Annotated in this window: 17 protein-coding genes and 1 tRNA gene; 8 read left to right on the plus strand and 10 right to left on the minus strand. The window is 32.1% G+C overall.

Annotation, left to right across the window (positions count from 1 at the left end; genetic code table 11):
* Positions 1-58: 58 nt before the first annotated feature.
* On the minus strand, positions 59-469 hold the full coding sequence (gene ybeY, locus DIS18_RS04975) for an rRNA maturation RNase YbeY (RefSeq protein WP_109351914.1): 411 nt from the start codon (positions 467-469) through the stop codon (positions 59-61).
* Positions 462-3,911, minus strand: coding sequence for a DUF4175 family protein (locus tag DIS18_RS04980; RefSeq protein ID WP_109351915.1), 3,450 nt, complete (start codon positions 3,909-3,911; stop codon positions 462-464). Before DIS18_RS04980 ends, ybeY begins: the two co-directional genes overlap by 8 nt.
* A 114-nt stretch (positions 3,912-4,025) precedes the next feature.
* Between DIS18_RS04980 and gltX the strand changes: the two genes are divergently transcribed.
* Both gltX and DIS18_RS04990 read left to right on the plus strand, forming a co-directional pair.
* Entirely contained in the window at positions 4,026-5,540 is a 1,515-nt protein-coding gene (gene gltX / locus DIS18_RS04985) for a glutamate--tRNA ligase (RefSeq protein ID WP_109351916.1), read from the plus strand.
* A gap of 65 nt (positions 5,541-5,605) precedes the next feature.
* Positions 5,606-6,184, plus strand: coding sequence for a hypothetical protein (locus DIS18_RS04990; RefSeq protein ID WP_109351917.1), 579 nt, complete (start codon positions 5,606-5,608; stop codon positions 6,182-6,184).
* Here the strand turns inward: DIS18_RS04990 and DIS18_RS04995 are convergent.
* On the minus strand, positions 6,181-6,864 hold the full coding sequence (locus DIS18_RS04995) for a hypothetical protein (RefSeq protein WP_109351918.1): 684 nt from the start codon (positions 6,862-6,864) through the stop codon (positions 6,181-6,183). The genes DIS18_RS04990 and DIS18_RS04995 overlap by 4 nt on opposite strands.
* Positions 6,865-6,941: 77 nt before the next feature.
* Between DIS18_RS04995 and DIS18_RS05000 the strand changes: the two genes are divergently transcribed.
* Genes DIS18_RS05000 through DIS18_RS05015 form a run of 4 tightly spaced genes read left to right on the plus strand, consistent with a single transcriptional unit; the run spans position 6,942 to position 10,169 of the window.
* Positions 6,942-7,865: an SPFH domain-containing protein gene (locus DIS18_RS05000; protein ID WP_109351919.1), complete on the plus strand. Its 924-nt coding sequence runs from the start codon at positions 6,942-6,944 to the stop codon at positions 7,863-7,865.
* The gene (locus tag DIS18_RS05005; protein WP_109351920.1) at positions 7,866-9,224 is read left to right on the plus strand and encodes a hypothetical protein; all 1,359 of its coding nucleotides are present in this window, start codon (positions 7,866-7,868) and stop codon (positions 9,222-9,224) included. It begins immediately after the preceding gene.
* Positions 9,214-9,603: a hypothetical protein gene (locus DIS18_RS05010; protein ID WP_146191798.1), complete on the plus strand. Its 390-nt coding sequence runs from the start codon at positions 9,214-9,216 to the stop codon at positions 9,601-9,603. Before DIS18_RS05005 ends, DIS18_RS05010 begins: the two co-directional genes overlap by 11 nt.
* Before the next feature lie 2 nt (positions 9,604-9,605).
* Positions 9,606-10,169, plus strand: coding sequence for a hypothetical protein (locus tag DIS18_RS05015; RefSeq protein WP_109351922.1), 564 nt, complete (start codon positions 9,606-9,608; stop codon positions 10,167-10,169).
* Between the two features lie 3 nt (positions 10,170-10,172).
* On the opposite strand, the gene DIS18_RS05020 is transcribed toward DIS18_RS05015, so the two are convergent.
* The 4 genes from DIS18_RS05020 to DIS18_RS05035 form a co-directional block, all read right to left on the minus strand.
* Positions 10,173-10,613 (minus strand): hypothetical protein, encoded by a 441-nt coding sequence (locus DIS18_RS05020; protein ID WP_109352588.1) that lies wholly within the window; start codon positions 10,611-10,613, stop codon positions 10,173-10,175.
* Between the two features lie 114 nt (positions 10,614-10,727).
* Positions 10,728-11,888 (minus strand): GNAT family N-acetyltransferase, encoded by a 1,161-nt coding sequence (locus tag DIS18_RS05025; protein ID WP_109351923.1) that lies wholly within the window; start codon positions 11,886-11,888, stop codon positions 10,728-10,730.
* 67 nt (positions 11,889-11,955) lie between these two features.
* Positions 11,956-12,441 carry a DUF1761 domain-containing protein gene (locus tag DIS18_RS05030; RefSeq protein WP_109351924.1) on the minus strand — a complete coding sequence of 162 codons (486 nt, stop codon included), beginning with the start codon at positions 12,439-12,441 and terminating at the stop codon, positions 11,956-11,958.
* A gap of 139 nt (positions 12,442-12,580) precedes the next feature.
* Entirely contained in the window at positions 12,581-14,578 is a 1,998-nt protein-coding gene (locus tag DIS18_RS05035) for a glutamine--tRNA ligase/YqeY domain fusion protein (RefSeq protein ID WP_109351925.1), read from the minus strand.
* An 88-nt stretch (positions 14,579-14,666) separates the two neighbouring features.
* Between DIS18_RS05035 and folB the strand changes: the two genes are divergently transcribed.
* Positions 14,667-15,029, plus strand: coding sequence for a dihydroneopterin aldolase (folB, locus tag DIS18_RS05040; RefSeq protein WP_109351926.1), 363 nt, complete (start codon positions 14,667-14,669; stop codon positions 15,027-15,029).
* Between the two features lie 115 nt (positions 15,030-15,144).
* Positions 15,145-15,215: transfer RNA gene (locus tag DIS18_RS05045), tRNA-Cys, on the plus strand.
* A gap of 108 nt (positions 15,216-15,323) precedes the next feature.
* On the opposite strand, the gene DIS18_RS05050 is transcribed toward DIS18_RS05045, so the two are convergent.
* The 3 genes from DIS18_RS05050 to DIS18_RS05060 all read right to left on the minus strand — a co-directional run bounded on the left by DIS18_RS05050 (position 15,324) and on the right by DIS18_RS05060 (position 22,564).
* Entirely contained in the window at positions 15,324-16,019 is a 696-nt protein-coding gene (locus DIS18_RS05050; protein ID WP_109351927.1) for a LysE family translocator, read from the minus strand.
* Between the two features lie 111 nt (positions 16,020-16,130).
* The gene (locus DIS18_RS05055; protein WP_109351928.1) at positions 16,131-20,888 is read right to left on the minus strand and encodes a glycosyl hydrolase; all 4,758 of its coding nucleotides are present in this window, start codon (positions 20,886-20,888) and stop codon (positions 16,131-16,133) included.
* 218 nt (positions 20,889-21,106) lie between these two features.
* The gene (locus tag DIS18_RS05060; RefSeq protein WP_109351929.1) at positions 21,107-22,564 is read right to left on the minus strand and encodes a T9SS type A sorting domain-containing protein; all 1,458 of its coding nucleotides are present in this window, start codon (positions 22,562-22,564) and stop codon (positions 21,107-21,109) included.
* Positions 22,565-22,590: the final 26 nt, after the last annotated feature.

Raw genomic sequence — 22,590 nt, forward strand, 5'->3', positions numbered from 1 at the left:
TTCCACGTGGAACACATCATGATTTTGAGTTTGCAAATATACGATGAAAACTTTAATACTAATCCAATTGAGACAAGTAGTGATTCTCCTTTTCGCGCATCAATTTAACGTCATCATCTGTTTTATCTTTATAACCACAATAATGTAACACACCATGAATGATTACACGCTTAAGTTCTTCTTCAAAAGACACATTAAAATCCTTTGCATTATCTCCCACTCTTTCAATTGAAATAAAAATATCGCCTTGTATAATTTTTCCTACCGAATAATCAAAGCTTATAATGTCTGTTAATGTATCATGATTTAAGAATTCAACATTTAATTTATGAAGGTATTCGTCATCACAAAACACATAATTTATCTCTTCTAATTTATATGCTTCAGAAGAAACTGTATCTGTAATCCAAGTTGAAATTTGTTCTTCAGAATCTAATTTGAAATCTGTTTCGTAGTTGAAATTAATCATTCGCTTTTTTGAAATAATCTTGCACTTTCTTTTTGTAAACTTGCTGCAAAGGTAAAGCTTGTCGGTTTAATATTTCTGTAGTTTGAAAATATTGTTTTGCCGTTGGGATTTGATTATTTGAGTTATTGTCAAATCTATTTTTATTGGTTTCAGATTCACGCTTATTATCTTCTCCTTGTTGAAACGTTGCATTTTCCATTTTCAATAACTGATGTTTTAATGCCATCATCTTTTGAAGTGTTTGATTTGTAAATCCTTTATTTAATAGATCCAATTCAATGTCTTCCATTTTTCTAACTAATGCATCGCCGTTGCCACTTTTCCCTTCTTTTGCTAGCTTATTTTGAAGTGCTTGACGTAATTGTTGCTGTTGCTGGTATATTTGATACAGGAGCTCGCTATCACCCTCGCTAGTACCTTCTCCTTCGCCTCCAGTTTTCTGTCCATCTTTCCCTTTTTGGTCGCCTTTACCCTTTTTTCCAGATTTGCCTTTTTTACCATCTTTACCTTCTTCCCCTTCTTTTTCGCTTTCTCCAGGTTTTTGACCTTCTCCTTCTTTGGGTTTTCCTTGTTCACCTTTTTTCATGCCATCTTCCATCATTTTATTAAGCTCTTCTTGACTCATGATAATGTCTGGTAATTGCATATCGCCTTCCCCACCTTTCCCAGCAGACATACTCATGCTTTCTTGCATGTTATCTAAAACATTACTTAAAAAATCTGCAAGATTATTGGCGGCAGTAACTGTGAATTGTTGGTTTGAAACCCCTTGATACAATTGATTTTCGGCAAATAATCCAAGGGCTTTATCAATATTATAATACACCTCTGTGATTTCTTTATTGACTTGCTCAGAAAGTTTTGGTTGTCTTAACGATAAGGCAAATAAACTATCATCAACATGCTCAAAATGTTCACGTAAATTTCTTTGCTTTTTTAGATAGGTGGCATATTTATTATGGTTAATCTCAATAGATTTAAATTGATTCATGAGCGCTTCTTGGTCAAACGAAAACAAAACTAGGTTATCTAAAATTTGACGAAGCATATCCATATCCTCTTGCATTTGCTCGCCACCACTAGATTGCATCGCGCTTTGCATTTGCTGACTCATTTGTTTCATTTTTTGAGCCGCTTTCTTCTGACTTTTTTGTGCGTTCTTTTGATTTTGTTTTTTCTGATCACTATTTTCTTTTTGCTCTTGCTCAGAACCTTGTTGTTTAGCTTCCTCTTGCTCTTTTTGCTCTAACTCCTCAGACGCTTTTTGCTGTTCTTTATCAACTTCTTGTTCATCTAATTTATCTCTAGGAATATCTATTGGTTTTTTTAAAGCTTTACTTTCCTTTTCTAATTCTTCAATTTGTTTTTTGTAATCGTCAAATTGCTTATTTAAATCGTCTTGCTTTTCTTTAGTGTTTTCTTTTTCAGAAGCATTAGATAATTTTTCTTGCTCATCAGCTAATTTTTCCAAATCATCTTTTAGCTTTTCTAATTTTTTTTCAACATAAAAACGTTTGGTTAATTCTAAAAGCTGCTCTAAACTGCGCTTCTTATTTTTATTTTGTTTTGCAAGCTCATCTAATTTTTGAATTAACTCTTCTTTGTTGATTTTCTCTTGAAGTTTTTCAATTTCCTTAAGTAACTTTTCGTCTCGTTTAAGCTTCTCTTCATTTTCCTTTAAGCGTTCTTTTAAATCTTCTTTAAATTCATCTTCTTTTGGATTTTCTTTTTGAAACTCCTCTAAATTATCTTTCAGCTTTTTATTGAAATTTTTCATCATTTCATCTTGCTGTTTCTGACGCTTGAAAAACGATTCTAATTTCTTCTTATCATTAAAATTTAAACTCGATTTTTCCTTTTGAGTTTTCGTTAACTCTTCTAATTTCTTTTCTTGTTCATCAAACTTTTCTAACGACTTATTTAAATCTTTAATGGTTTCGTTTTGTTCTTCAAGATTCTTTTTAGCCTCTTCATCTTTAGTGCGTTTTCTGTAATTGAACACGCTACTCTTTACACTTTTAAATCGGTTAACCCTATCATTATCAAATACTTGAAAGTATAATTCGTAAGGTACACCTGCTTCAATATTTAAATTATTAGGAAATGCACTGATGAATTCTGCAATGTTTGAATTTGAAATAGGAATCGTTTCAACTTGCTTATTCTTTTCATTTTCAGAAGGATAATACACCAATTGCAACTTACTAAATCCATAATCATCACTTACTTGCCCATAGAAATAAAGGGTCTGTAAATCGATGCTATCTTTTTCAACTTTCAAATTTATTTCTGGGTATTCATCTTTAACAACATCAATATTAAAGGCTAAATTTTCGTAATTTTTTAAGTTTTTATTACTGGTGCTTAAAGTGTAATCGTAATTATTGTACACCCGTTTAGACGCTTCAAAAACACCTGATTTATCTGAGTTAAACCCAACGGTATCTTTAGCATATAAAAATACCTCATCGGTAGATTTTGTTTTAAGCTGCCATGTAATTTGTGTGCCTTCAGGAACTAGAGCATTTCCTGTGCTTTTTAAAGTTTCATCTCTTTTTTTGGTATAACTCGGGTAATCCAAAACCATTTCAAAACTTAATAACAATGGCGTTTCAACTACATTGATGATATAAGGTTTCGAGACAACATCATTAGCAGATAACTGAAAGGTAATTGCCTCTTTGGGTTGTGTAAACACATACTCAAACTCGCCTAAGGCCTTTTGCTGTAAAAAGTAAGTTTCATCATTATAGGTGATTTGTGCACTTTCTGGAGTTACCTCACCTGCGGTTTTTACAATCAGTTTGTAATCTTTATTTTCAATGGCGCTCAAATCTTCATTAACCACAAAAAACTGAAAAGGTGCGGGCGGTTCATAAGCCGTTTTGTAATGTACCACACGCTCGTAACTATCGCTAAACCAATTAAAATTTCCTGTTATAAACGCGAAAAGCAAAATAGCCACAGGAATAGCAGCATATTTTAAATACCCAAGATTTTTCTTGAAATTAACCGCCAATTTAAATGGTACGGGCTTTAATTCTGAAGATTTCTGCTCTATGCTTGCTAGCAATAATTCAGAATCAGAATCTTCATCATGTAATTGAAGGACATTCAATAATTTATCATCAACTTCAGGAAAATGTTTCCCAATAATTCTTGAAGCTGCTTCATAATTTATGCCTTTTTGAAGCTTAAATAATTTAGCTAAAGGAATAAAAATAAACTTGATGAGCAAACCTAATTCCACAGCAATAAACAGCCAAAATAATACTGTTCTAGAAGTTGTATTCAACCATAAAATATGCTCTAAAAAAAGAGTAAATAAAAAATACAGCAACCCAATGGCGAAGAACAAAATAACACCCTTTAAGAGTTCATTGGTATAATAGCGTCTAATAAACGCTTCTAATTTGTTTTGTATGACTTTAAAATTGCTCATGATTTGGGTAAAACATTCTCAATATTAGTGTTTCAACTTACTAAACTACAATTTTATTTTTTACAAGGTTCTTAATTAGCTGTTAATTGTATCTTTGCTGCAAATTTACAAAGCATGACCAAAAATGTTCGTGTGCGTTTTGCACCAAGCCCAACAGGACCTTTACATATTGGTGGCGTTCGTACAGCGCTATTCAATTATTTGTTTGCTAAAAAACATAATGGAACCTTTATTTTAAGGGTTGAAGATACCGATCAAAACCGTTATGTTGAAGGCGCAGAACAATACATTATTGATGCCTTAAATTGGTGTGGTATACCTGCTGATGAAAGCCCTGTAAATCCTGGTAAATATGGCCCGTACAGACAAAGTGAACGCAAAACGTTATACAAAGCATACGCAGATGAATTAATTGCTTCTGGTAATGCCTATTATGCTTTTGATACTTCTGAAACTTTAGATTTTCATAGAAAAGACCATGAAGCTAAAGGCAAAACTTTTATTTACAATTGGCATAACCGATTAAAATTAAGTAATTCTTTATCGCTTTCTGCAGAAGAAGTAAAAGCTAAAATTGATGCCGGTGAGGATTATGTGATTCGTTTTAAATCGCCTCAAGATGAAACGCTTCATTTAACAGATATTATTCGTGGTGATATTAAAATTGACACTAATATTTTAGACGATAAAGTACTGTTTAAAAGTGATGGTATGCCCACTTACCATTTAGCTAATATTGTTGATGACCATTTAATGGAAATCTCGCATGTTATTCGTGGTGAAGAGTGGTTACCCTCTTTAGCATTACACTATCAATTATACAAGGCTTTTGGGTGGGAAGCTCCTGAATTTGCACATTTACCTCTCATTTTAAAACCAACAGGAAAAGGAAAATTAAGCAAGCGTGATGGGGATAAATTAGGCTTTCCTGTATTTCCTTTAGAATGGACAGATCCAAAAACTGGGGACGTTTCAAGAGGTTATAAAGAAGATGGGTATTTCCCAGAAGCTATGATTAATTTCTTAGCGTTTTTAGGTTGGAACCCTGGAACGGAACAAGAAATTTTTAATCTAGATGAATTAATTGCTGCCTTCGATTTAAACAAAGTAAACAAATCTGGTGCCCGTTTTGATCCTGATAAAACCAAATGGTTTAACCACCATTATATGCAAGAGCAAAATGACTCTGAATTAGCTGAAGTTTTTAAAGGTAAACACTCTGAATTAGCCGATATAGATGTAAACTACATTTCTATGGTTATTGGTTTAATTAAAGAACGTGCCACATTTGTTTCAGATTTTTGGGACTTAAGTCATTTCTTTTTTACTGCGCCTACATCATATGATGAAAAGGCTTCAAAAAAAGCTTTTAAAGAGGGTACAAAGGAAATTTTATCTGAAGTCATTTCTATTGTAAATAACATTGAAGATTTCTCAGTAGAAAGCCTTCAAACCGAAATTAAAAGTTGGATTACAAGTAACGAGATTGGTTTTGGGAAAGTGATGATGCCACTGCGTTTAGCTTTAGTTGGTGCTTTACAAGGGCCTGATGTGTTTGATATTATGTATATGATTGGGAAGAGTGAGACGGTTAGGCGGGTTGAGAATGTAATTGAAATATTAAAATAAAACGATTCTACTCATTTTTTTTTCAGGATAATTAACTTTCTAATTGTTTTATATCAAAAACGACTATGAAAAAATTAACTTTTTGCCTTTCTATAATCCTTTTAGCCTCATGTCATACAGCTTCCTATTTAAACGACCTTGACTCCACGCCTTACGGCATAGATTTTCGAGAAGGAAATTGGTTGTTAAATGAAGTGACTTCACCAAATGACATCAAAGAACAGTTAACTAAAATTGCATATGATGGTTTTCAAAAAAAACTTGGTAATAATCTAAAAAAAGCACAAGATATAAAGAACATTAGCTTGCCTTATATTTCAATAAAACCTAATAAATTGCTTTTAGAACAAATTAAAAAAACAACAAAATTTGACTATTTAATAAATATAGTGTGCAAAAACTCAAAAGATGATATTGGGGGTTTAAAAATTGGACAAACTTATAATGAAAGAAAAAATATTGCTCAAGCCGTTTTAGAGATTTACGACTTAAATAACTCAGAATTAATTTACTACAGAAAAACTAGTGGTCAAGTAAGAATTGATGAAAATGATAATGAAAATTTTGCTTTCGTTACAAGTACAAATAAAATAATGGTTAAAAGTTTAAAAAAGATTATGAAAAAAATTAATACAAAATCTTAAAACGAAATCATAGCCCCAAATAACAACATAGACATATTGCCTTTAAAACGAGAATCACCACCTGAAGTATCAATATCTTCACTTTCTAGCTTTTTCAATATGTTAGTGGCTCCATAAATATAATGCGCTCTAAGCTTTATAAATTTAAAACCTGCTGTAACACCTACAGCTCCGTTTAAATTAAACTGAGAAATGTTGCTAATATCTGTTGCCAGTAAATTATCGTAATTATTAATAAAATAGCCTTCTTGAGCTTTATCTTCAAACTCTAATCGGCTGTTGTATTGCAACATTGGGCCAACATCTAAGGTCACATAACTTCCTGCAAGTTTAACGTGCATCATTAAAGCTAATTGAGCAGCAAAAAGTTTATAATCTACAAACTCGTCTGTAGTACTAGAAGCTGTTGGTCTACCTAAGATACTAATGGTGCTTTCAGATAAATGTAATCCGTAACTCATATTGTACCACCTATGATTAATCTCGACAGTAGCGCTCATTCCGCCTACAAAACCATCGCCTTGGGTGGTTACAAAATTATCAGTGATTAAGTCAACTTTGGTAAGGCCACCAAAAATTCCAATACCATTTACGATATCGTATTTCCCATTTTGAGAAAAAGTTTTTGTAACAAAACATACAGATAATGCTACTAATAGGTAAAGTTGTATTTTTTTCATGCTATTTTTAGGGTTAAATGTTCAAATATAACTTAATTTAGTAATTCACGATTTTCTAACCATTTAATATAAGTATTATGAGTTTCATTTTCATCCCAATTATTTTCATTGCGTTATTTATTTTAATTTCGTCATTCTTCGTTGTTAAACAACAAACGGCTGCTATTATAGAACGCTTTGGAAAGTTTCAAAGTATTCGTCATTCTGGTTTACAGATAAAAATTCCTTTAGTAGATAGAATTGCAGGTAAATTAAGCCTAAAAATTCAACAATTAGATGTTATTATAGAAACTAAAACTTTAGATGATGTGTTTGTGCGTTTAAAAGTTTCTGTACAATACAAAGTTATAAGAGAAAAAGTATATGATGCATTTTATAAACTCGACTATCCTCACGATCAGATTACAAGTTATGTATTTGATGTTGTTCGTGCTGAAGTGCCTAAAATGAAACTGGATGACGTATTTGTTAAAAAAGATGATATTGCTATTGCTGTAAAAGCTGAATTAAACGATGCAATGCAAAATTATGGTTATGATATTATAAAAACCTTAGTAACCGATATAGACCCAGATGCTCAAGTAAAAGAAGCTATGAACCGTATTAATGCTTCAGAGCGTGAAAAAATTGCTGCTCAGTTTGAAGGAGATGCTGCTCGTATTTTAATCGTTGAAAAAGCAAAAGCTGAAGCCGAAAGCAAGCGCTTACAAGGTCAAGGTATTGCAGACCAGCGTCGTGAAATTGCACGTGGTTTAGAAGAGTCTGTAGAAGTGCTTAATAAAGTTGGGATTAACTCTCAAGAAGCCTCTGCGCTTATTGTTGTAACGCAACATTATGATACATTGCAGTCTATAGGTCAAGAAACCAATAGTAACTTAATTTTGTTACCTAATTCGCCACAAGCAGGAAGCCAAATGCTAAACGATATGGTGGCTAGTTTTACAGCAAGTAATCAAATTGGTGAGGCCATGAAAAATGCTAAAAAGAAAGAGGATAAATAATTGAAAAATCCAAATTTTCAAAAAAAACTCTCAGAGAGAAAAGCCTACATCAACGAAAAAAGAAAAGGGAAAAAGTATCAAAATGAAAAACAATTTCTCTTTTCTAAACATTTAATAAATGTTGAAAAGAGACTTTTAAAAAAAAGACGCTCACCTATTTATGATTATTTAGAAAAAACTAACGTTTTTGAGGGGCTTGAAGCTGAAAACAAAATTATATTTCCAAAAATATTCTCCCTAACAGAGAACTTTGAAGAAAGTTTTAATAAAATTATTCAAACCATATATTCTTACGAACAGAGCTACAATCAGAACATAGTTTTATCGTTTAAAAAATGTAAAAAAGTAGAGATAACATGTCTTTTTATTCTAGATAATATATTCAATGTTATATTTAAACACAAAAAAAAGCTCCAACCATCATTCAAAATTGATTTAAATAACACTGTCGAAGTCCAAAAATCCAAAAATTCTACAGTTAATAAAAGATTGTGTGTATTTAGTAATAAACTTTTATTCGAATTAGATTTTCCAGACTCAGAATTACTTCCTGTAAGTCGAAAATCCTATTCTGGTTCAAAGAACTCAAAATCATATGTAGAAAGTTCTAAAAAGAAAGCAACAACTAAAATCAGAGACTTTATAAAAGAAACTTTATGGAAAAACACTTCTTTTGAGCTTACCGAAACTGGAATAAATTTATTTGAAGGTCTAATAAGTGAAACAATAGATAATTCTGAGCAACATTCGTTTTATGGTGGTGAGTGGTATGCTACAACATATTTATTTGAAGACTCTACTGAATTTATAGAAGAAAAAGTGGTTGAAGTACAAATACATTTTTTAAATTTTGGTGTTTCTATTTATGATAGCCTAAACAATACAAAAGATATGAATCAAGAAATGTTTTCAATGCTTGATAAATTATCTTCTGACATAATTTCTAAAGACAATTCTTTTAAACAAAGTAATCTTATATCATTATTAGCTCTAAATGAAGGTGTTAGTAGTTTACATTATAAAGACGAGAGTAGAGGAACTGGAACCATTAAATTACTTGAATCCTTTTTTCAAATAGGTGATTATGAAAATACTGACCGAAAAATCCATCCATTAATGATAATACTATCAGGAGATACTCTTATAAAAATTGACAATAACTATAAATGTTACAAAAGAGACGACTCTGGAAAAATTAATGTATCTTTAAACGACACAAATAATATTTCTGATCCACCCTCAAAATCTCACCTAATTAATTTAAATAAAAAGTTTCCTGGTACGTTAATTAGTATAAGAGTATTTTTAAATGAGCACAACTTACAAACGAAAAACAGTCAAAAAAATAATGCCCAATAATAACTTAAATAATCAAAATAGTATAGTTATTGACCTTTCAAAATATAGAGGTAACAATAGCTCTGCTTTTATTGGCAGATTACAAGGTGAAAATGTTAGAAAAGAAGTTAAGCTAGACAATTTAGATACTCAAAACCAAAAGATTAATGTTTTTATTCCTTTGGGAACGACATCTTTTAACCCATCCTTTTTTTTAGGTTTGTTTTATAAAAGTTTTAAAAAACTTAAAGGGAGAGAAGGTTTTAATGAAATATTCACATTTACATTTGACGAGAAAGAAATTGATATAATCAAAGAAATTATTAAAGAAAATATTTCGGAAGCACTCAGATATGCCCAAAATGCTTTAGATGATTTTAACAACGGATTCCGATTTTAGAAATGGCTACAGAAACTATCGCTCTTATTGTAACAGTAATAATTTTCTTAATTACAACAATTCTCAATAATTTAAACATAATAGATGACAGAAAGAAAAGATGGTACGTTGAGATTATAATTAACTCTAACCTTGAAAAAATTGATTGTTTTTTCAAACTAGCTCTTGAAAAATTCAAAACTCACAAAAAGAATTTAACATCAAATCATGAAAATGTAGATAATGAATATTTAATCGATAAAGCTAAATCCACAAAAGAAATCAATGATTTACAAAATAAGTTTCAATTTGAGATAATTCCTATTTTTAAATCATATGATAATCATATAGCCAAAGATTTATCAAACATACTTGAAAGATTTAGAGATTATTACACTGACAACATTGGTATAGAAACCATAAAAACTGCAGCTGATATAACCGATGAATTGGAAGAAATTAAAAGTTCCTTTTATAAAAGATTATATAAACCCGTAACAAATTCTCTTTATAATAATCTAAATTTAGAAAAATTATTGCTTTGGGTTTTATTAGTTATTTTTATCGTTCTTTTTCTGATAAAATAATTTTTAAAACTTTTTAAACTTAGGCTTTTCTTCAATTTCCTTTTCTTTTTTATCTGAAATATTCCCTGGAAACGTTAAAGAAGTACTCGCAAAAGTAGTTCCAAAATTAATATTTGCATAATACACTTGACTTACGGCATCCTTGACCTGATCTTCTGAAAGTTCTCTTAAAGGATGAATAAAAACCGACCATAAAACACCATCTGAAACTGCGTATTTTACATCTAATGCGGTATGAAAGTTAGCCACTAAACAGGCTTTAATTAATTCTTCATTCAACGTGTTTGAATCTGCTATAGGAGAAATAATTCGCATTCTATTATGATTTTCATCTGTTATACTGATGAGTGGTGTTTGCTTTATATAAAACTGCCAACCACCAATATTGCCTTGAATAGAATCACTTACCGTTTTGTAAATAGTATCTAATTTTTGGTTATCCATATTTTGTGAAAAACTGAACAACGGCAGTAATAAAAAAATAGCAAACTTTTTCATAAGAATATATTTGTTATCTATACGTCGCAAAACAATCAGACACCAAACAAAAACAAACAACTATTTCCGAAAAGGATGACGCTCTTCCCATTTTTGAATAGGATTCATATACTTAACAATACACTTTAAAACCGTATTTGCTATAAAATTATTGGTGTGATTTAAATAGATATGCATGGTGTGAGGCTTCGCTCCTATCGAGCTTTTAATTTCCATGGCAGTTCTTGCATACACAATACTTTTAAATTCATTTTCAATGCCATAGCATGCCATGTTAAAAATCATATTCAAATACATTTGATGCTGATGTTGCAAATCTTTATTGTAGCCTAAAAAATAAGTTTCTAAAGTCTTACCGTTCAAAATAAGTGTGTAAAAACCTACCAATTCTTCATTTAAAAACACACCAAACACTTTAAATTGATCTTTTAAATGAACTTTTAATTGATGAAAATGGTCTTTCTGAAGCTTAAATGAGTTAACACTAGCGTTGTCTGAAACTGTTTCATAAAGATTAAATATAGTATCAGCATGTGCTTTTAAATACTCAGTATCCAATTCGCGGTAATGAAGTGTGCTAGATTTTTTTCTTGCAGTTTTATAGCGCTTACGATATTTTTTATTGAATGCTGAAATGTAATCTTCAGATGTTTCCCAAGTATCAGGAATTGCAAGAATCATATTAGGCTGTACTTGGATTTTGTACAAATTATTCCTCTTGAAAAAGGCAATATCCATGTGAATATTATCATTTTCAAAGTAGTCTTTAAAAACAATAACACGTATCTTTTTATTAAACTTCGCTCTAACTTCAAGAGTTAAATTATCTAATGCCTTTTCAAGTTCTTTTAAATAATCCGTTTGATTTATCTGATTATCGTTAAAATAAATCCCATGCTGCCCCGTGTGCATCAAATTCCCAACAACCAAAGCATTTCCTTTAACAATTTTAGAAACCAATTGTTTAGCAAGTTGCTTTAATGAGTCGCTTCCATTTTTTCTAAAAATATCATCGGTATACATTTGAACGCGTTGTACAATAGCGATACCGACCAAAATTTCATCTTTAAAAACTCCAACATAATACCCAGAAATATTTATTGGATATGACAGTTCTAGCCCTTTTAAAAAGTTGGTTTTTAAAAAAATATCGTTCGTTAAAAGTGCATCCCATGCTTCAGGAAGCTCATCAACAGTTCTGTATATTTTATGATGTATCAATAGAAAAAAGAAAAGACTGAAAATTACAATTCTCAGTCTTTAAATATGTTAAAACTTTACAAAAAGATTATCTCCAAGCGCAAATAATTCCGCCCATAACCGCTAAAGTTACAATCCAATATCCTGCATTAATGAAAATATATTTTGCGCTTTTACGCTCAAATAATGCATTGGTTCCAAGTATTGGAAGCGCAATAAAAATTCCAGTTAAAACACCATGAAAAGCGCCATGTTTAAAGGTTCTAAAAGCATCGCCATAATCGGCCATTAATGCTGCATAAGAGGGTTCAGCTATAGAAGGATCTCCACCTATTAAACTAAAAACACCCATTTGATGAATAACTATGCCCGGGAGTGCGGTTGACAATAAAAAAGCAAAAATCAGTGCTAAAACTAAAATTTTAACCATGTTTCCTCCTTTAACATCTTCATCTGTCATGCCTGCCGCTTTCATCCAAGCGTTTCCAAATACATTTGGGTTATACCAAATAAAGCCAATAACTAATGCTGAAATTGCTGCAACTAGCATTGCAACAGGATTAAGTAATTCCATAATTTTGTGGTTTGTTGTTAGTACTTAAATGTACAAAAAAATAAATACTGGCTTGAAAACAGCAAAGTAGACTTACATTTTACTTAAATCTTTAAATAAAACCCTTCGGGCTTTAGAAACCTAAAGAGTCATAAATTATTTAAGAAATAGCCTTAGCTTCTTCAACCAGTAACGCATTTTTATCTTCTAATGCTTTAGCGATAAAATCATTAATAGCCTCATTTTTTTCTAGTCCATTTTCTAGTAAAACACCCAAGGTAATCATTGTAATAATACGTGTTCCTGATTTTTTAACAGAAGTATTAAACAACGGTTCTACCTCATCATAGCTTACTTTTTTAGCTAATTCTTGAATTTCAGCTTTCGCTTTGGCTTGCTTGTCTTCTGGCATTCTATCATACTTTTTACCAAAAGATTTGATTTGATCTATAGCAGATCTGTTATTTTGTTGTGGTTGTTTTTGTTGGTTCTGATTTGTGTTTTGTTTCGGCTTTACTTTAGCCCAAGTATCACGTAAACCAACTGTTTTATTGAACACCAGATTATCTGAGGTAGCATCATCATCTACATTAAAATATCCTAAACGCTGGAACTGGAATCGATCTCCTACTTTTGCTTCTTTTAAACTGGGCTCAACAAAAGCTTCAATAGTTTTTAAAGAGTTTGGGTTGATAAAATCCATGAAATCTTTGTCTTGATGACTATCTGGAGCTTCATCATTAAACAATCTATCATATTCTCTTACTTCGGCTTTTACAGCATGCTGAATAGAGACCCAATGGAGTGTGCCCTTAATTCTACGTTCTGTATCTTCAGAATAAGTACAATGAATTTCTGTAATGTTCCCATCTGTATCTTTTACAACGCTTTCAGCTTTTATGATATAGGCGTTTTTAAGACGCACCTCACCCCCTATTTTCAATCTAAAAAACTTACTACCAGCTTCTTCTTTAAAATCTTCTTTCTCAATATATAATTCCTTAGAAAAAGGTACTTTTCTAAATCCAGCACTTTCGTCTTCCTGATTATTTTCAGCATTCATCCATTCCACTTTACCTTCAGGATAGTTGGTAATAACGACTTTTACAGGGTTTAAAACCGCCATAACACGAGGTGCTGTTTTATTTAAATCTTCTCGAATACAGAATTCTAGTAATGAAACATCAATAATGTTTTCTCGTTTTGCAACACCAACAGTTTCAACAAATTTTCTTAAAGCTACTGGTGTATAGCCTCTTCTTCGTAAACCAGAAATGGTTGGCATTCTTGGGTCGTCCCATCCATTAACAACACCGTCTTCAACTAACTTGAGCAACTTACGCTTACTCATAATGGTATAGCTAAGGTTTAAACGTGCAAACTCGCGTTGTTTAGGCCTTAGTTTGCTTGGGTCTATTATTTGGTCTAAAAACCAATCATAAAGTTCTCTGTGAGGTTTAAATTCAAGCGAACATAACGAGTGTGATATTTGTTCAATATAATCACTCTCGCCATGTGTCCAATCATACATCGGATAAATACACCAATCATTTGCTGTTCTATGGTGGTGTTTCTTTAAAACGCGATACATAATAGGGTCACGCATCAACATATTAACATGTTGCATGTCTATTTTTGCTCGTAAAATATGCTCGCCTTCATCAAATTCGCCAGCTTTCATACGCTCAAACAAATCTAAGTTTTCAGCAACAGTCCTGTTTCTATAAGGACCATCAACACCGGGTAGAGTAGGAGTGCCCTTTTGTTCTGCCATAGCTTCACTAGATTGTGAATCTACATAGGCTTTACCTTCTTTAATCAAATAAACTGCCCAATCATATAGTTGTTGAAAATAATCTGAAGAAAACAATTCCTTATCCCATTTATAGCCCAACCACGCCACATCTTTCTTTATGGCATCTACATACTCTTGCTCTTCTTTGGCTGGATTAGTATCATCAAATCTTAAATTAACAGGTGCGTTATAATACTCACCTAAACCAAAACTAATACCAATGGCTTTTGTATGGCCAATATGCAAATAGCCATTTGGCTCTGGTGGAAAACGAAAACGGAGATTGTTTTTTGATAACCCGTTTGCTAAATCTTCTTCTATAATTTGCTCAATAAAATTGAGTGATTTTCTTTCTTCAGACATAAAATATCTAACTGTTTGGGATTAGCTACCCATTAAACAAAAATATTGAGCAAAATTAGGTAATTTTGATGACTTAAATTGTGTGACAATGGGAATTATAAAAGTTGAAAATATTCGCGTATTTGCGCATCATGGTTGTTTAAAAGAGGAAACCAAAATTGGTAGCGATTATCGTGTGGATTTAGAGGTTAAAGCAGATTTAAAAACCTCAGCAAAAACCGATAAACTTAGTGATACTGTTGATTATGTGTTTTTAAACAGAGTGATTAAGGAAGAAATGGATATTCCTTCTGCTTTATTAGAAACGGTTGCAAAACGTATTTTAAATAGGATTTTTGATGAAGACACTCTTGTTAAGAAAGCTACAGTTTCGGTAAGTAAATTAAATCCCCCAATTGGTGGTGATGTAGAACAAGTAACGATAAAAATGACCGAAAAGCGTAAAAAGTGATTTTAACTATTGAAAAGTCACATTTTTTTATACATTTGCAGCAGATTTTTGCAGTAATGTGAGAATGATTATATCAGGAGGGTTTTAAATTCCTTTTGAGTTTTTTTAAAAGTATGGCGTCGTGGCCGAGTGGCTAGGCAGAGGTCTGCAAAACCTTGTACAGCGGTTCGAATCCGCTCGACGCCTCAAAGAACCTTCAAGTTTTTCTTTGAGGGTTTTTTTATGCGTAATTTTTAGAAAAATTATTAAAATTTAGTTTAATTTGAATAGACTTAGCGCTTTAAAACTTTACGTTTATTCTTGAAGCGTTTCTTTAATTGGACTAATCTTCTCTAATTTTTCTTTATTCTTTTCATAAGCTTCAGGGAATAAGCCTTGAACAAATAATAGAACACCAAAACCCAAAATTACTATAGCTATTACCTTTTTTGTTTTAAAGATAAGTCGTGGCGTTAGTTTTGCTTTAAGTCTTTTTGCTATTACTATTTTTACTAAATCTGCAGCAAAATAAGATGTTAACATTGAAGTAATAAAAATAATATCTCCATGTTTAGAAGTTGTTAATGAATCACCTAAAACAATAAAGCCTAACCATCCTAAAAGTACACCAATATTTATAAAATTAAGAAGAAACCCTTTAATAAAAAGCTTACCGTAATCTTTTTGAATTTCAACCTTATGGTATTCTTTAACAATATCTCTAAATGATTTTGACGTTTTTATGAATGAAATAACACCATAAACTATTAACAAGGCTCCACCAAATATTAAAAAACTAGGGTCATTACCTATTTTGTCTCTTAGGTTATTGGTACTATAAAAAGCAATGACAATGAAAATGATATCTGCTAGAATAACGCCCAAATCGAATATTAAGGCACTTCTAAACCCTTTTGTGGCACTCGTTTCTAGAAGCACAAAAAACACCGGACCTATGGTAAAGGCAAGTATAATACCAAAGGGAATGGCTGTTAAAATATCATCAAACATAGAAACATGTAGCTTTTACACAAAGAAAAGAAATATTTTAACTTGAGTAAACAAAAAGAGCGCGATTATACAATCACACTCTTTTAAAATAAACTTAAGAAATCAACAACACTATTTTCTAACCAATTTTATGGTCTTAATACCTAATTGTGTTTTTATCTGAGCAAAATACAGTCCAGATTTTAAATTAGAACCATCAATTTTGGTTTTAGTTTCATTTGGAAATAGTAACAATACATTTTTGCCTAATATATCAAATACACGTATCGTTTCCATTTGTATGTTCTCCGTTTTAATGGTCCAACTATCTTGAGTTGGATTCGGAAATATCATAAAAGAAGTTTTTTCAAAATCATTAACTCCTAAAGTACAATTGTCACCAACAACATAAGAAAGATATTTAGTAACTGCTAAACCGCCTGCAAAAGCAAATTTGCAAGCATAGTTAATTGTAGTACCTTGTGTTTGATTAGTTAAAGTATGAGTAAATGTTAAACCAGAAGTATTCGTCATTGGAGTTTCTCCAAAAGGGCTTTGCTTCCATAAATAAGCTATAACTCCAGACTTGTTATCAAGCATCTCAAAAGTTAAAGTAACATTGGTTCCTGTTGTTTCAAAACTATAAATATACCCAATATCAAAACTTCCTTGTTGAGCCTCTGAGTCAGATCCAGAACACGCTGTACTTGTATCTTCTAAAGTTGTAGCCTGAAGTATAATTGGATTATTACTAGCAGTATTTCCAATTAAATCACTTGCTGCAACATTAAAAGTGTAAAGTGTATCTGGGTTTAATCCTGTAATTACTAAAGATTCTTGAGTTCCAGAAGCTCCAGTTGAACTAGTACTGCCTGAATTATAGTTTACGTTATAAACTACAGTTCCTGAATTGTCATTAGCGTTAAGTAATAACTCGACTGAAGAAGCTGTAACTTCTCCAATTGTAGCCGTAAAATTTGTTGGTGGCACAGAATCACTTGCTATAGTACAATCAGAACCAACCACGTAACTAATATAGCTTGTTACCGCTAAGCCTCCAGCAAAAGCAAATTTACAAGCATAATTTATTGTTGCTCCGTTTGATAAACCACTTAAGGTTCTCGAAAAAGTATTACCGCCAACATGATCCATTTGGACTTCTGAAAAAGGTGACTGATTCCAGAGATAAGCTATTACACCAGACTTATCTGTATCTAATAATTCGAAGGTAACAATAACGTCTGTTCCTATGGTTTCAAAAGTGCTTTTATAACCTGTTGAAAAAGATCCTTGTTGTGCAATTGATCCCGTTTCTGAGCAAATTTTAACTTCATCAATGGATATATTAACTACTTCAGATGTACCCTCCGCATTTGAATTATCTATAGCTTTTGCTGATATTTGGTGTGCACCTAAACTAGCACTATTCCAAACATAATTATAGGGTTCTATAGTATCCTCTCCTAATTTGGTTGAACCATCATAAAACTCAACCTTAGTAATTGTTCCATCTAAATCTGTAGCAGAAACTGTAATAGTAATATCTTCACCCTCTTTAAATGTTTCGTTGTTTGCTGGTGAAACAATTGAAACTGTTGGGTTTGTATTACCTGTTTGAGATACAATAACTAAAACATCGTCAGTCGAAGTGTACCTGCCATCACTAACCGTTAATTTTATTTTATAAATACCTTCTTCTAAATTTGAAATATTTGGAGATTCAGCTGTATCATCTGAAAAAGAAATTGTTGAAGGTCCATAAATTTGTTCCCAACTATATTTTAAATCAGCTGTATCAGCATCTGTGCTTTGAGAAGCATCTAATGTAGCTGTGGTATTTGGTAGAATTACTGTAACATTTTCACCTGCATCTGCAACAGGAGGGGAGTATGACAACGGACTATTATAGCTAAAAGTCATTCGTCCCAAATTAAACTCGCCGTTTGTAATTACTAATCTTAAAACGTGTACACCTTCGTTTAATTCAATATTACTTACTTCCTTATTTGTCCAAGTTAATGGATCCCATACACCAGAATCATTAACTGTAATATCTGAACTAATTTTATTCCCATCTATTTCAAAATAGAAAGGTCCTCCTCCATTATCATTTCCTGAAGAATATCTTAATGAAAGATTATAATTTCCAGCAGTTTGAACATCAATTGTATATTCCATCCATTCTCCAGGAGATATATAACCTACTGTAGCCCCTTCTGAATTATCAGAAAATGTATCTACATATTCATTTGTTCTAAAATCGCCTTCATTATTTATAGAAGTATCTACATAGGAAATGTTTTGACCAACACCTCCTTCAAATTTATCATAATGCCCTCCTTCAATAATTCCAGGAATACTAATTGGAGTTCCAGAATAGGGGAGTTGCTCACCCACTTGAATATTTACAATATTAGTAACGTTAAAATTTGAGCCTACATATACTTTAGCATACATACCATGTACACCTAATGATAAATTTGTTGCTTTATGTTCATACGGAGCGTTAGTGTCTTCTGCTAATAATGTCGTTCCATCATAAAACTCAACTTTTGTAATACCACTTCCTGAAGTTGTTGTTGTTAAGTTTATACTACCATTTGGAAATGCTTGATTAAAATCTGAAGTTAAAGTAGCTGATATATTTATATCCTTACTCGTAGCCATTTGGTTTGCAGGAACATCTAGCATATAACCATCTGAAAATGTAACTATGATTGGTGAATCCGAATAATTATGAGCTACATACGTTTTATCTCCACCATTACTAAAAACAGCTGCAATTGGGTAATCTGATGTAAGAGAAGCATCTAAATTACCCATAGCATTCATGGCGTGAAGCCAGTGATATGTTTGCACATCTGTTATACCAAATTTTAAATTACGGTCTGGATAGGCATCGTATAATTCGATTGCTTTTGCTGGATCTAAAAACGATAAATATTTCCAAAACGTATCATGCCATAAATTTGGATTGGTATCACTATTGCTTAAAATACCTGTATGTGTTTTTAATTCGTCCCATATTTTTTGAACATAAGCTAAATTTTGACCTAAATATAACGACCCACCATGCATAGGATATAACTCTATACCGTACGACGCTGTAATATCTGAAGTCCAAAAAGTTCCGTTATCATAAGAATTTCCCCAAACTCTAGATACTAAGCTATATTGCTGTGAAGGTTGAAAGTTTCGTTCGTTCATATCAAACCAATACTCTTCAACCGCTGTTTGTTCTGTAGTGTATAAGTAAACACCTAAATCCCTAATCTCATCATTTTCTGTTATGGTTCCCCAATGAATTAAAGAGGAATTAAATTGCATGCTTTCTGAAGTAGATTCTTGATCGTTTCCTTGTGGGAAAGAAGCTGTTCCATTTGCCCAACAATGTCCTGCATAAGGGCTAAAATTCCTTAAAAAAGGAAACTGAGTATCATTTCTATCAGGAGATGCTGCATCTCTAATTAATAAATTAATCATATCTCCCCATTGCGCTGCCCAACCAGGTTCGAATTGCTCCATAAATGCAGCAGCATGAATAAAATAACCCCAATGAAAGTGATGGTCATTGATATTTGTGTCTTGTCCGTGTCCTGCTGGATAACCTAACATGGTTGTCCAAGCACTATGGTAATAAAATAAAAAAGCTTTTTCGCCAGATTGATACATTAACCAATCTTCTAATCGCTGCTTTATGGTAGCAATCATTTTATCTCTAGCCGAAACATTTCCTGTTTGATCAGCAATTCTTGCTGTTTGAATTAAACGATTCATAACTTGACCTTCGTTATATGAATCTGTCCAAGTTGCTAAACCATCATTTTCAATCTGAGAAATTTTTGATTCCAATTCTGAAGGACTAAAACCAGTACTGTAATTTGCCAAATAAGGCATGGTTGGAAGAATTCCTTTATACGTGTTCTCAACTGTAAATGTATTACCGTCTAATGTTTTTATTTCACCTCTTACACCATCGTAGCTATAGCCGCTTGGTGTTGGAGAACTAGAAGCTAAATTATCCCATTGATGAGGTAATAGACCTTGTAAAATATTTGTTTCTGTACCTTCTTTAGTTTCTGTAGTAATTGTAAAATCTGTTTGTACAATACCGTTGTTTGGATTGTATGACCAGTTTGTAGTTGTATTAGTAGGAAATACGTAAGCATATTTTTTATACTCGTTAGCAACAGTATTTATATTAGATGCGTTTTGTGGCAACATAGCCATAGACCAATAATCTTTTCCATTTAATGTTGATGTATATGTGCTTCCCGTATTTGTCCAAATACTTCCAGCTGGTGCATAAAAAACAAAATCTGCGCCATTACTAGCGTTTTGAATTATTAATAATTCAGACGATATTGTTGCAGTTCCCCCATTAACTTTAATTTCTAAAATATCATCACTATCTTTTTCAAAATACAGAAAAGGCATCCCTATACCAGACGTAGCTTTTAACTCATGAGAACTATCTTTCCAGTTCATGGTAACTGTCCAATCGGAATAATCTGAAACCGTTGTTCGTGAAGTATTTAAACCAGAAAGACCTACTTGAATAGGAGCAGAGTCTCCTATAACTCCAAAAGGAATATATGTAACTATTAAACCGGTATTAGTGGTTTTCATAGTCATTGGGTAATTAAAAAGATTATCGGCATGATTCTCCTTTATTAATTTAGACCACCAATCATTAGTAGGAACTGGCTTGCCAATAGCATTACCAGATAATTGTGGCGAACCAGAAGGAAATCCATTTCTTCCTGCTATATCTGTTCCCGGAAATGTATTCGTGTAACTTCCACTACCAACATTTGTAATTTGAGAAAAACTGTTTATTGAAAATATAATGATTAATAATTTAACTATCGTTCTTTGCGAGTAATGCATGTTGTAAATACTTTAACTGTTTATAAATAAGAGTTTATAAACTTAATACTCATTTATGGTTTAAAAAAAAATTAAAACAAAACATAACCCATACAGCAATCGCTAAAACGTTACTATTTACAGCTAATCTGTATACAACTAATCCCAACAAAATGCTAAACAAAAAAGAGTGAAGTATACACCTCACTCTTTTTAAAAATAAACTTTAATAAGTTAAACTATTCTTTGATAAGTTTTATGCTATTAATACTTGACTCTGTTTTTATCTGAGCAAAATACAAACCTGATTTTAAGTTTGAAGCATCAACTTTTACCTCGCTAGCATCAGGAGAAAGTGTTAATACTTGCTTACCTAAAACATCAAATACACTAATCGTTTCCATTTGAACATTAGCTGTTTTAATTGTCCAATTGTTTTGAGATGGATTAGGATATACATTAAAAGTTATTTTATTAAAATCTTCAGTACTTAAAAGTGTGTTTTTATGTAAGTAAATATTATCGTACCACACATTATCTACCATAGCTGTTGTAATACCAAATTCTGCAACATCGGTTCTTGTTAAATTACCACCAACACTACCACCTAAAGTAGTTATATCCATATCAACAGAAATCCACATATTAGCAACAATAGCTGGTGATGTTCCAGTATTAATGTTTACTTCTAATGCTGTTTGTGTCGCTCCAGTTGGCGCAAACCCCCAATCAACTAATTTTGTGTTAAAAACATCTCCTGTTAAATCAGTATCTGTAGTATAAAAATCAAAATGTAAGTGCGTAAACCCTGATAAATCTTGTCTATCAGACTCAAAATTTATTCCATGGCACACTATACCTGCATTTTTCTGTAATGTATTGTTACCAGAAATCATTACCTCTGTATAAGCTGGAGATCCACACCAATCCGCATCAAATGCATCAAAAGTAATACCTGGTGCGTAAGCATCACTATAAATAGAAACCACATCTGCTACAGGCCTAGCTGGAGGTGTTGGAGCTGGAGTTGTAGGAGGTACTGGACATGCTGGACATGTTGACCCGCCACAATCTATTCCTGTCTCGTCTTGATTTTGTATGCCATCCGTACAAGTTGGAATAGGCAATGCCGTACCTGCTACTGCAGTAATATTATCTACATAAAATGTAATACCGCTAGTGGCATCATTCCAGTTGTCATTTGTTGCATTATTACCAGCATTATTACCAACCCAGCATGTAAAAAATGATATTTGAGAGTATTCTCCATTTGCAGCTGATTGACCGTCCTTAGGGACATTAAAATTAAATGTTAATGTTTCCCAACCTGTTCCATTATGCATCATATCTGCCGCAGTTACAGGAGCTGTATTAAACACCTTATCCTCACCTCTTGCTAAAATATTAATAGCGGTTGTTGAATAGATATCTACATCAACCGTTTTGGTTGTTGTTAAGTCTATTAAATTATTTTGCATTATAAGATCTGCTTGTTGCCATGCTTCTCCAGTAGCTGCAGAAACAATTTCTAATACATTTCCGTTAGGTCCTGCAACTGGGTCGGTGGTTATGGTAGCACTTCCTAAACCATTAGTTAAATTAACAGTTGGTGCTGCACCTTCAAAATCTTCCAAAACCACTTGAGAATATCCAAGTGATACGGTTAGAAAAAGAAATAATAATGTAATTTTTTTCATAATGATAGTGTGTTTGTGTTTAGTAC

The organism is Algibacter marinivivus, assembly GCF_003143755.1.
Lineage (GTDB): Bacteria > Bacteroidota > Bacteroidia > Flavobacteriales > Flavobacteriaceae > Algibacter_B > Algibacter_B marinivivus.